At 34.2% G+C, this 11,331-nt stretch carries 11 protein-coding genes and 1 tRNA gene; 6 read left to right on the plus strand and 6 right to left on the minus strand.

From position 1 onward, the window contains the following. The first annotated feature begins 40 nt into the window (after positions 1 to 40). Together JGH11_RS16905 and JGH11_RS16910 are read left to right on the plus strand one after the other, a co-directional pair. Positions 41 to 1,216 carry an AIR synthase related protein gene (locus JGH11_RS16905; RefSeq protein ID WP_201113781.1) on the plus strand — a complete coding sequence of 392 codons (1,176 nt, stop codon included), beginning with the start codon at positions 41 to 43 and terminating at the stop codon, positions 1,214 to 1,216. A gap of 125 nt (positions 1,217 to 1,341) precedes the next feature. Then, complete coding sequence (locus tag JGH11_RS16910; protein WP_201113782.1) at positions 1,342 to 1,545, plus strand: hypothetical protein; 204 nt, start codon at positions 1,342 to 1,344, stop codon at positions 1,543 to 1,545. Positions 1,546 to 1,599: 54 nt separating this feature from the next. Here the strand turns inward: JGH11_RS16910 and gcvT are convergent, their stop codons facing one another. From gcvT to pepT, 3 genes are read right to left on the minus strand one after another with little or no spacing between them, the layout of a single operon-like run. Next, positions 1,600 to 2,694 (minus strand): glycine cleavage system aminomethyltransferase GcvT, encoded by a 1,095-nt coding sequence (gene gcvT / locus JGH11_RS16915; RefSeq protein ID WP_201113783.1) that lies wholly within the window; start codon positions 2,692 to 2,694, stop codon positions 1,600 to 1,602. Positions 2,695 to 2,701: 7 nt separating this feature from the next. Further along, entirely contained in the window at positions 2,702 to 3,619 is a 918-nt protein-coding gene (locus JGH11_RS16920; protein WP_201113784.1) for a leucine-rich repeat domain-containing protein, read from the minus strand. An 11-nt stretch (positions 3,620 to 3,630) separates the two neighbouring features. Continuing rightward, positions 3,631 to 4,848, minus strand: a complete 1,218-nt coding sequence (gene pepT, locus JGH11_RS16925; RefSeq protein WP_201113785.1) for a peptidase T — start codon at positions 4,846 to 4,848, stop codon at positions 3,631 to 3,633. A 272-nt stretch (positions 4,849 to 5,120) separates the two neighbouring features. Here pepT and JGH11_RS16930 point away from each other — a divergent pair. Further along, positions 5,121 to 5,194, plus strand: a tRNA-Thr gene (locus JGH11_RS16930). Between the two features lie 60 nt (positions 5,195 to 5,254). Here the strand turns inward: JGH11_RS16930 and JGH11_RS16935 are convergent. Together JGH11_RS16935 and JGH11_RS16940 are read right to left on the minus strand one after the other, a co-directional pair. Continuing rightward, positions 5,255 to 6,451 (minus strand): FAD-dependent oxidoreductase, encoded by a 1,197-nt coding sequence (locus JGH11_RS16935; RefSeq protein ID WP_201113786.1) that lies wholly within the window; start codon positions 6,449 to 6,451, stop codon positions 5,255 to 5,257. A gap of 133 nt (positions 6,452 to 6,584) precedes the next feature. Next, positions 6,585 to 7,655, minus strand: coding sequence for a glycosyltransferase family 4 protein (locus JGH11_RS16940; RefSeq protein WP_201113787.1), 1,071 nt, complete (start codon positions 7,653 to 7,655; stop codon positions 6,585 to 6,587). A gap of 226 nt (positions 7,656 to 7,881) precedes the next feature. On the opposite strand from JGH11_RS16940, the gene JGH11_RS16945 reads away from it, so the two are divergent. Further along, positions 7,882 to 8,058, plus strand: coding sequence for a histone H1 (locus tag JGH11_RS16945; RefSeq protein WP_201113789.1), 177 nt, complete (start codon positions 7,882 to 7,884; stop codon positions 8,056 to 8,058). A gap of 282 nt (positions 8,059 to 8,340) precedes the next feature. Beyond that, the gene (locus JGH11_RS16950) at positions 8,341 to 9,195 is read left to right on the plus strand and encodes a neutral zinc metallopeptidase (protein WP_201113791.1); all 855 of its coding nucleotides are present in this window, start codon (positions 8,341 to 8,343) and stop codon (positions 9,193 to 9,195) included. 45 nt (positions 9,196 to 9,240) lie between these two features. Here the strand turns inward: JGH11_RS16950 and JGH11_RS16955 are convergent, their stop codons facing one another. After that, a complete protein-coding gene (locus tag JGH11_RS16955; protein WP_201113792.1) occupies positions 9,241 to 10,380 on the minus strand; it encodes a DEAD/DEAH box helicase in 1,140 nt (379 codons plus the stop codon). A gap of 257 nt (positions 10,381 to 10,637) precedes the next feature. Between JGH11_RS16955 and JGH11_RS16960 the strand changes: the two genes are divergently transcribed. After that, positions 10,638 to 11,294: an alpha/beta fold hydrolase gene (locus JGH11_RS16960; RefSeq protein WP_201113793.1), complete on the plus strand. Its 657-nt coding sequence runs from the start codon at positions 10,638 to 10,640 to the stop codon at positions 11,292 to 11,294. Positions 11,295 to 11,331 lie beyond the last annotated feature (37 nt).

Below are 11,331 nucleotides of genomic sequence, written 5' to 3' on the forward strand. Positions count from 1 at the left end.
CTTTGTAACATTAAATAAAACAATATTTACATAGAAAATCATGAGTGATCAACGATACAACCAACGGGGTGTTTCTGCATCGAAAGAAGATGTACATAACGCTATAAAGAATATCGATAAAGGTATATTCCCAAAGGCTTTTTGCAAGATAATTCCTGATATATTGGGAGGAGATCCCGAATATTGCAACATAATGCATGCAGATGGTGCAGGTACTAAGTCGTCATTAGCCTATATATATTGGAAAGAAACAGGTGATATTTCTATTTGGAAAGGAATTGCGCAAGATGCGTTAATTATGAATATCGATGATCTGCTCTGTGTGGGAGCTACCGATAATATTTTACTTTCATCTACTATTGGACGGAATAAGATGTTGATCCCAGGCGATGTTATTTCTTCTATTATAAATGGTACAAATGATTTGTGTGAAGAATTATCTCGATTAGGAGTGAATATTTATCCAACCGGAGGAGAAACAGCAGATGTAGGAGATTTGGTTCGTACAATTATTGTAGATAGTACAGTGACCTGTCGTATGAGGCGCTCCGATGTAATATCGAACGATAAAATACAAGGAGGAGATGTTATTGTTGGTTTATCGTCGAGTGGACAGGCAACTTATGAGAAAGAATATAATGGCGGAATGGGAAGTAATGGGCTTACATCTGCCCGTCACGATGTATTTGCTAAATATTTGGCTGCTAAATATCCGGAAAGCTATGATTCATCTATTCCTTTAGATTTAGTTTACTCCGGAAATATGAAATTAACCGATAAAATAGAAGGATTGGATGTTGATGCCGGAAAATTAGTCCTATCCCCTACCCGCACCTATGCTCCTGTGATAAAGCAGATACTTAATAAGTTGAGACCAGTGATTCATGGTATGGTGCATTGTTCTGGAGGTGCCCAAACAAAGGTGTTACATTTTGTAGACAACGTGAAAATTACGAAGAATAATATGTTTCCTGTCCCACTATTATTCAAATTAATACAGTCCCAATCCGGTACAGATTGGAAAGAGATGTATAAAGTATTTAATATGGGCCATCGTATGGAAATCTATTTATCTCCTGAGTACGCACAAGAAGTAATTGATATATCAAAATCATATAATATTGATGCACAGATTATTGGATATGTAGAAAGCTCGAATAAAACAGAGTTGGTAATTGATAGTGAGTTTGGTAAATTTGAATATTTACAAGCTTAATTTAGAATGATTATTTATTACGACCGAATATTTAACTTTTGTTAATTAAATTTTAGACAAGTCCCACTTATATTTGCAACAAGAGATTAGTGTTTAATTTAAATTTAAATTTAAAAGTAAGAAGAATGAAAAAACTTATAATGTCAGCCGTTCTGTGTATAGCTTTTGTTGCATCATCAAGTGTTATGGCGCAAGATACTACTCCTAAAAAAGAATGTACTAAAGCTAAGACTGAGTGTACAAAAGATAAAAAAGAATGTGCTAAAGACAAAAAAGCATGCACAAAAGATGCTAATAAGAAATCTTGTTGCTCTAAAGACAAGAAATAATAATCTTTTGTTGAAAGATAAAAGAAAAAGGGATTCCAATCTGGAATCCCTTTTTTATAGTTTTCTGAAGGGTGGTTTTACCACTTCAGCTTTTATTTTTTTATCGCGTATTTTAATGAAAATAGCTGTTCCTAATGTACTGTATTCAGGTTTTATATATCCAAGGCCAATACCAATCTTTGAGGTTGGCGATATAGTACCCGATGTTACAACACCTATTTTCACATCATTGTCATCAACAATATCATAACCGTGACGTGGAATTCCTTTTTCTATCATTTGGAATCCGCATAGTTTACGGGTAACACCCTCTTTCTTTTGTTTTTCAAGAATTGGACGAGCTATGAAATTTCTGTTCTCTGTGAACTTTGTGATCCAACCTAATCCTGCTTCAATAGTCGTTGTTGTATCATCTAAATCGTTACCGTACAGACAGAATCCCATCTCTAATCGTAGAGTGTCGCGAGCTCCTAAGCCGATAGGTTTAATTCCGAATTCTTCACCAGCTTTGAATAAAGCATTCCAGATGTCCACTCCATATTGAGGATAAAAATAGATTTCAAAACCTCCAGCACCTGTATATCCCGTATTTGAAATTATAACATTATCCAGAGCAGAGCCTTCAAGGCTACCTATCGCAAATGAATAATAAGGGATTTTTGTCAAATCTATCTTTGTAAGCTTTTGTAGAGTAGCTAATGCTTTAGGACCTTGTATCGCTAATTGAGCAATATTATCAGAAGCATTTTCTAAATCGGCAAATTCGTCATTATGATCATTAAACCATTTCCAGTCTTTTTCAATGTTTGAAGCATTTACTACAAGCATATATTTTTCCGGTTCGTAATGATAAACAATAATATCATCAATGACGCCTCCTTCATTGTTTAGAATAGCCGAATATTGTGCTTTCCCTATTTCCAGAGAAGCGACATCGTTACTCATTATTCGTTGCAAAAAAGCTTCGGCTCGTGGACCTTTAACCCATATCTCACCCATATGTGAGACATCGAATACTCCTACTCCGTTGCACACAGTCATGTGTTCGTCAATAATACCTGAATATTCGATGGGCATATTGTATCCTGCAAATTCATGCATTTTTGCTCCTAGAGCAATATGGATATCTGTAAATGGTGTTTTTTTCATTATATTTTTATGGTTTTATGGTTTTATTACTTTCTATTTTATCTCTTTCTTTTCTCCTTCGCGCCTTTTCTTCTGATATCCTCCTTCTCTCTTCTCTTTCTTTATCTCTTTCACCACTTTTAGCTTCCCAGTTCTTACGCTTTAGTTTTTTTATACGTTGTTCTAATAGTGTATCTTTTGCCATAAGAGTATCATATATATAAATAGATTCCAGTCTGTTGGGCTTAGAAAAGATCCCTTCGGGTAAACTTGCTATAGGATTTCCTGATAGACTTAGCGTTTCTAAGCGTCTCAAATCAGTAATACTTTCCGGTAATTCTCTTATTTCATTATTGTATAAAGATAAATATTCCAACTCTCTGAGATTTCCTATACATTCAGGTATTTGGCTTATGTTGTTTCCGGAAAGAGATAACGATTTAAGAGATTTCATCTGACAAATAAATTCAGGAATTTCCGAAATACTGTTATCATTCAGGAATAGTACTGTTAGACTATCTAATGAGCTTATACCTTCTGGAATGTGTGTAAATTTATTATTATCTAATGTTAAGACGTATAGGTGTCTCTGTTTTATTATAAATTCAGGTAATTCCTGTAGTTCCGAGTTACTAATTTCGAGGTATTCTAATTGGATTTCTCCAACATATTCGGGAATACAGCGTACGTTGTAACATGCAAGAACTCTTAAGTTAGGAAACTTAACTATCCAGGGCGGTATGGAATCCGAAATATATGCTTGTTCTAAATTAATATATTGCAAATAAGATAAAGAATCTTCTTGCCAATCGTTTCCGATATCTATTCTTATCACTTCAGAAGGATTTATCTTAGGCTTTTTATCATAACCATCGGCTTCAGAAGCATAACTATGGAAAGCAAAAATTAATGCAAAAAAAACAAAAATGCAAATTAGTATCTTCACTTTAGCATCGTTTAGTTAGCAACTTTTTCTGCTATTTTCACTATTACTTCTACAGCTTTCTCCATCGATTGTACGGGTACAAACTCGTAACGTCCGTGGAAGTTATGCCCCCCGGCAAAGATGTTTGGACATGGCAATCCTTTAAACGACAATTGTGCACCATCTGTACCGCCACGTATTGGTTTCACAATTGGGGTTACACCAACAGCCTCCATCGCTTCAAAGGCAATATCTACAATATGTTTTACAGGTTCTACTTTCTCCCTCATATTATAATATTGGTCTCTTATCTCTACAGTTGTACTGTCAGGGTATAGTTGATTTATAAAATCGACAACTTTAAGCATTTGTTTTTTTCGATTTTCAAATAGTTCTCTATTATGATCCCGTATGATATATCCTATTGTTGCAGAATCGACTGTTCCCGAAATGTTGGTAAGATGGAAAAAGCCTTCATAACCGGTAGTATGTTCCGGTCTCTCATTAGCCGGCAACAACGATATTAGCTTATTTGCTATAATAAGAGCATTAGTCATCTTATTTTTTGCGTATCCCGGATGCACACTCCTACCCTGTATATTAATTTTGACTCCGGCAGCGTTGAAATTTTCATATTCAAGTTCCCCTATAGGGCCGCCATCCATTGTATACGCCCATTCACAACCAAATTTAGCTACATCAAACTTATGTGCTCCAAGTCCTATTTCTTCATCAGGATTAAATCCTATACGAATTTTACCATGCTTAATCTCAGGATGGTCTTTCAGATATTTGATTGCTGTTATAATTTCTGCAATACCGGCTTTATCGTCAGCTCCCAGCAATGTGTTTCCGTCTGTAACAATCAAATCCTGTCCTATATAAGCCAGCATTTCAGGAAAATCACTTGGGGATAATACTACATTTGTATCTTTATTTAATATAATATCCTTGCCATCATAATTTTTTACAATGCGGGGATTAACATTCTTACCTGTCAGATCGGGACTTGTATCCAGATGAGCTATAAATCCGATTGTTGGAACTTTTTTTTCCGTGTTAGCGGGAAGTGTAGCCATTAGGTAGGCATTATCATCTAGCGTAATGTCTTCAAGACCTATCTCTCGAAGCTCTTTTTCTAATTCACGTGCTAGAACCATTTGTCCCGAAGTACTCGGAGTTATACCTGTCTCTGTATCCGATTCTGTGTCGAATTTTACATATTTAATGAAACGATCTACAACTGTCATATTATTTTATTTTTTTCTTAATTATTTTTTACAAAATGATATTTTTATAAGTCTCTGATACCTAACTTCTTTTTGTAGAAAAGACTTTCAATACAAATGTAGTAAAAGGAAATCAAAGGAAAAAATTGAATTCACATTTTGTGAATATGAAAAATTTATCTACTTTTGTCGCGGGTAAGTCCTATACGGTCAGCTCCTGATTAATCCCCCAGGGTTTGATCGCAGCAAGGGCAGTCGGTTGTAGCGACGCGATATAGTAAGCTTACCCACTTGCCTCTTTAGCTCAGTTGGCCAGAGCACGTGATTTGTAATCTCGGGGTCGTTGGTTCGAATCCGACAAGAGGCTCAAAAAAAAGATCATTTGAATATTCAGATGATCTTTTTTATTCTAATACTTTCAAGTATTCTATAAAAAACGTTCCGATTCATCAAATGAACGATTTATACAATCTTCGATGGATAGGCCGTAGAAATAATTTCCAAGTATATAAATATTATCAAACTTACGTATTTTGTTGACCTGCTCGTGTAGATTAAGATGTGACATTCGCAGGGAAGGTAATATATGTCTGATCATTTCCCATTCTAGAATATCATTACGAGATATATTAAGTACATTACATATAATATCAAGCTTTTCATTCTCTGTTTTATTACCTTTCTCAAAATGAAATGTAAAACTTCTCAAGTGTTCATCTTCGACTAAATCACGTGACACAGCAGAATGAAATTCACCTTCAAGTGCTATTATACCTGCAATATTCTCAATAGCTAACTTATCTTTAGCTACGATAATGTTTATCGATTCAGTATGAAATAGAGGTATAGACGCTAACAGTTCGGAAAGAGACTTCTCAATATTTTTTATTAGCCGGGAAGTTGTTTGCGGATCAGTAGCTATTGCAATGTTTTTAGCATGAAATATTTGACCGCCTAAAGCAATGATTTTATATTCTTCTGTATCTCTTTGTATATCTGTTATTTCACACGATTTAATAACATCCATATTACCCTTTTCCAAAATAGTATTAAGGAATTGGGACAATCCTTTATTAAATGTGTATTTGCGTGGAAATTCTTTATATCGGTTTTTGCGACGTTTTAGAAATAATTCCGCAGGGTATTCGTCCGCATTTTGAGAAATAACAGCTCTGAATAGGCGGCTAAATAATCTGTTGTAATTACCTGCTCCTACTATTGTACTGAAGTATTCCTTTACCGTTTTCCCTTTTTTAGATGCAAAGAATATTTTAGGACCATTTAGTATTAATGCCGGTATAGACAATTCGGCAAACATTTTTTTTATCTTACCCTCTGTATAGGTCACATAACTCCCTTTTCCTAAAGAATGGATAAGGTTTGTTCCGTTAATGTCTTTAACAATCGAAAGCAAATGGGTATATGAATTATAGCAGGTATGTGCACCGAATTCTCTCCAGTAATCAGGGTATTGTTTTGCAAAAATGGTTTGTATTTGTCCTCCTGTATTTTTATCTTTCTCTAAAATCAACACTTTTTTACCTTTTGCTTGCATATAGTGAGCAAATGATATACCGCTAATTCCTCCTCCTATTATGATGCAATCATACTTTATATTATCCATGCTTCCTCTGTTTTTTGATATAAACAAAGATAGAAATATTAATTTGCTTGTGATGATGGAACTTTCATTTAAACTGCTGATGGCAAAAAGAAATAATAAATCGAATTTACGAATCTCGTAATTTTGTATATAATTACAAACTCTCTATGATATCTACCATACGATCAATAGCATGATCCCATGTAAATCGTTGTACATAACTATTTCCTTCTTTTGCGAGAGAAATACGATATTCGTTATTATTTATAAGATAAATAATTCTTTCAGCCATTTGTTCAGCATTTCTTACTTCTGTTAGTAAAGCCGTTTTTCCTTCAAATGCATATTCCTGATGCCCTTCTATATCAGTACACACTAATGCGCATCCGCAAAACATCGATTCTACTGACACTAAACCAAAACCTTCTGTAAAACTATTGGATATAAATATTGCATTACGATTGTATAAATCACGAAGATTATCAGGATCTCGATAGTATTTTATCCATTCTGGTAATCCTTCGGGGCAAGGGGCTATCCCGAACATCTCTACCTGAAGTTCCTGTATATGGTCTTTTACTAATTTTAAAGCTTCTAATCCATACTTAGATCCTTTTATTTCTTGGATCGAATATGTCATTGCTACGGTCATTGGAGAGCGTTCTTCTATTTTATTTTGTATATAGAATTTTTTATTATCTATACCGCTTTCAATTAATTCGATCCTATTCTTAGTATGTTTAGATACTATATTCTTCAGATAAGTTGCAACTACTATGTTTACTGTATTTCTGATATCGTATGATTGTAATAATAGGTTTTCATTTCCTTCCCAATTTTCAAATCCTTGTATGAGATTTATTTTCTTACCTTTCTTTTCACTCAATTTACCCATTTCTAATACAGTAGACCACCATGTTGCAATTACTATATCGGCGTCGGGGACATATTTATCTTTAACGTTAGGTACATATGACATCGTAATAGAAGGATCGAATTCAAACCATTGATCTTTTTTAAAGCCTTCCACCTTAGATAGTATATATCGAACTGTATATGGCAGACGATACTTCATGTGTGGAGTCTTAATAGGAAAGATGAGATGAACTTTATAACCACGTTTTGCTAAACGATTAGCATACTCGTACATTACTCTAAAACCTCCGGCTGGCCGCCGTGGCTTAAATGGTAGTATAAAAGTTATTTTAGAAATGTGAGATTGCATTATGTGGTTATATGTTTTGTTCTGACAACAAAGATATTCAAAACTCGGATAAGCATGGCTGCTATATTAGATTCTTTTTCACAAAAAGTGGTGATGATGTATCAGTAAAATAAGGGTACTTCCAAAGAAGAGTGTAAATTAAAAGATTAAAAAATAAACAAAGTGTTATTCTTGTTTGTTTACGCCATTAGATTATCTTTGTCCGAATTTTTAAAACAACAAAATTATGAAAGAATTAGTAGAAAATTTAAATCAACTATTTGCAGAATTTGCTAAAGATGCTGCATCTCAAGTAGAAAACGGTAACAAAGCAGCAGGAACTCGTGCTAGAAAATCATCTTTGGCTATCGAAAAAGCATTAAAAGAATTCCGTAAAGTTTCAGTTGAAGCTTCAAAAAAGTAATACATGTATTTGTATTTTGAGAGAGGTATCTAATAAAGATACCTCTTTTTTTATAAACTACTCTGAGATTTCCTTCACTCTGATTTTTGATACATAGATACAACATTTTGCATGTAATCAGAATAAGACATCCCGTAAAACCGTTAAACAATATTTGTGTCATGAATTACACAATTATTTCATCTCTGTGCTAGTTATATAGGAGTTTCTTATCTAAACAATTTGTATTTTTGCTTGTTTGTATATTTAATAAGTCTAATCACAATAAAAAGATAAAATATAATGAGACTGGATGGTAGAAGAGCAAGTGATAATGTAGATGATCGTCGGGGAAAAGGCCCATCAGGTAAGGTGTCGTTAGGTATCGGAGGGATGATTATTGTCGGATTGATAGTTTGGCTTATGGGTGGCAATCCATTAGATGTTGTGACTCAGCAAGTATCCAGCAACCTGAATACCGAACAAAGTTATACTCCTACCCCAGAGGAAGAAGCTGCTGCCAACTTTGCTAAGATTATTTTAGCAGGCACAGAGGACATATGGACCGAAATTTTTGCTCAGAATGGGTTGAAGTACGTTGCCCCTAAAATGGTGTTATTTAGTGGTGCGACTCGTTCGGGCTGTGGTAATGCATCATCTTCGACAGGCCCTTTTTATTGTCCTGCCGATCAGACAGTGTATATAGATTTATCTTTCTTTAATCAGATGGAAGATCAATTGAATGCTGGTGGAGATTTTGCGTACGCATATGTTATAGCGCACGAAGTAGGCCATCATGTGCAGTATTTGTTAGGTACATTAGATAAAGTACATCAACAGCAACAACGCCTGAATGAAAAAGAGAGTAACCAACTGAATGTCAGATTGGAGTTGCAAGCCGATTTTTATGCTGGAATTTGGGCAAATCATGATAATAAGAATTTTCGTTCTATAGAAGATGGAGATATAGAAGAAGGTTTGAATGCAGCCTCTCAAATCGGTGATGATCGACTGCAAATGAAATCACAAGGATATACCGTACCGGATGCATTTAATCACGGCACATCAGCTCAGCGAGCACGCTGGTTAAAAAAAGGCCTACAAACAGGAAATATCTCTGATGGAGATACTTTCTCTATTCCTTATTCAGAGCTATAAAAACGAAAGTATTTTTATTTTTTATAATCTAAAACATACAATCTATCAAATAACAGCCGGATATTTTGGTAAAGGTACTGTGTGTAAAGTCTTACCTGTCAGTTTTTGAATATCTCTAAGTGAAGCTCGTTCATCTTGTGCACAAAAGGATAAGGCGGTACCGCTTTTGCCGGCCCGGCCTGTACGTCCTATACGATGAACATAAGTTTCAGCTACATCTGGTAAATCATAATTTATGACTAATTCTAACTGGTCTACGTCAATTCCGCGGGCAGCAATGTCTGTAGCTACCAATACACGAGTTTTATGTGATTTGAAGTTTGTCAATGCTTTTTGTCTGGCATTCTGTGATTTATTACCATGGATAGCTTCGCTTCCTATTCCGGCTTTACATAATATACGGGCAATTTTGTCTGCTCCGTGCTTCGTACGTGAAAAGATTAAAACAGATTGCTTTTTATCTTTTTTCAATAAGTTGATGAGCAAATCTTTTTTTTCTTGCTTTTCTACAAAATAAACACTCTGTTGTATTGTATCTACAACCGAAGAGACCGGGGCTACCTCCACTCTTATAGGTTCCTTTAGAATAGAACGTGAAAGTGCTGTTATGGCAGCAGGCATAGTTGCCGAGAAAAACAAAGTCTGTTTATTATGTGGTAATCTTGGTAATAAGCGTTTGATATCGTGTATAAATCCCATGTCTAGCATACGGTCGGCTTCGTCGAGAACAAAGTGGCGTATAAAGTCGAGATTTATAAACCCTTGATTCATCAGGTCTAGCAAACGACCAGGGGTGGCAACAAGTATATCTATCCCTTTTCTAAGTTCATCTGTTTGAGATTTCTGTTTTACACCTCCATATATAACGCAATGACGCAGTCCTATATATTTAGTATACTCTCTGATACAATCATTTATTTGAATAGCAAGTTCGCGCGTCGGGGTAAGAATCAATGCTTTTATTTCTCTTTGCTTACCACTTACTTTATTTTCATATAGCTGTTGTATAATAGGGATAGAGAATGCTGCAGTTTTACCTGTTCCTGTTTGTGCCAAACCGAACATGTCAGATTTCTTTAATACTACGGGAATTGCGGTTTGTTGTATAGGTGTTGGGTTAGTATACCCTTTTTCTTCAAGAGCCCTTAATATTGGCTCTATAATATTTAATTCTTCAAATGTCATTTAATATTCATCTGCTCATTTAGCAGTCATCTTTTTAATTTATGATTCACAAATAGTGGTGGAAATATTGGATGGATAGAACCGACACAAATTGTTAGGCGTACAAAGATATGATAAATAATTGTGTTTTTGTCATATAGTTCGTATTTCTTAATTTAAAATGAATTATTCGTTAATATTTTAAAAGACAATGTTACTGACATACTGTTGTCAGTCGCATATATTATTTTTGTAATTACATATATTATTTTTAGAATATGAAAGCAGATGTTAATAATATTATACTGAATTATATTATAGAAGGAAATGGAAATCCTCTAATCTTGTTACATGGCAATGGGGAAGATCATCATATATTTGACAAACTGATAGAGAAATTGAAAGAAAACTTTACCGTTTATGCGATCGATAGTAGAAATCATGGTGATAGTACAAAAACTCAAGATTATAGTTATGAAACAATGGCCAAAGATATTTATCAGTTTATAAAAAAACTTGGGTTAAAAGAAGTATCAGTAGTCGGGTTTAGCGATGGTGCTATTATTAGTTTATTATTAAGCATTAAATATCAAAATATATTTAAAAAAATGGCTCTTTTGGGTGTTAATCTGAAACCGGAAGATTTTAAGAAAAATATTTATAGTTACCTGCAATATGAATATGAAAAGAATAATGATCCTTTAGTTAAAATGATGTTGGAACAACCTCAAATAGATCTCAATGAACTTAAAGTAATCAGTACCCCTACCCTAGTTATTGCTGCACAAAATGATTTATTTTACAGAAAAAGCTTTTTGAATATCGTAAAGACAATGACTAATGCAACACTTAAGGTAATACCAAAACACGATCATGGTAGTTATATTATTAATAATGACCTTTTATATTCTGATTTAAAAGATTTCTTGCTATAGACTATTCTCCAAGAATCATAAATGTTATATAACATGT

Source organism: Dysgonomonas sp. Marseille-P4677 (assembly GCF_016652235.1).
GTDB lineage: Bacteria > Bacteroidota > Bacteroidia > Bacteroidales > Dysgonomonadaceae > Dysgonomonas.

Excerpts from the sequence above, each read along its gene's own strand:
- JGH11_RS16905 (WP_201113781.1), top strand. The coding sequence starts at position 41 with ATGAGTGATCAACGATACAACCAACGGGGTGTTTCTGCATCGAAAGAA.
- JGH11_RS16910 (WP_201113782.1), top strand. The coding sequence starts at position 1,342 with ATGAAAAAACTTATAATGTCAGCCGTTCTGTGTATAGCTTTTGTTGCA.
- gcvT (WP_201113783.1), bottom strand. The coding sequence starts at position 2,694 with ATGAAAAAAACACCATTTACAGATATCCATATTGCTCTAGGAGCAAAA.
- pepT (WP_201113785.1), bottom strand. The coding sequence starts at position 4,848 with ATGACAGTTGTAGATCGTTTCATTAAATATGTAAAATTCGACACAGAA.
- JGH11_RS16935 (WP_201113786.1), bottom strand. The coding sequence starts at position 6,451 with ATGGATAATATAAAGTATGATTGCATCATAATAGGAGGAGGAATTAGC.
- JGH11_RS16940 (WP_201113787.1), bottom strand. The coding sequence starts at position 7,655 with ATGCAATCTCACATTTCTAAAATAACTTTTATACTACCATTTAAGCCA.
- JGH11_RS16945 (WP_201113789.1), top strand. The coding sequence starts at position 7,882 with ATGAAAGAATTAGTAGAAAATTTAAATCAACTATTTGCAGAATTTGCT.
- JGH11_RS16950 (WP_201113791.1), top strand. The coding sequence starts at position 8,341 with ATGAGACTGGATGGTAGAAGAGCAAGTGATAATGTAGATGATCGTCGG.
- JGH11_RS16955 (WP_201113792.1), bottom strand. The coding sequence starts at position 10,380 with ATGACATTTGAAGAATTAAATATTATAGAGCCAATATTAAGGGCTCTT.
- JGH11_RS16960 (WP_201113793.1), top strand. The coding sequence starts at position 10,638 with ATGAAAGCAGATGTTAATAATATTATACTGAATTATATTATAGAAGGA.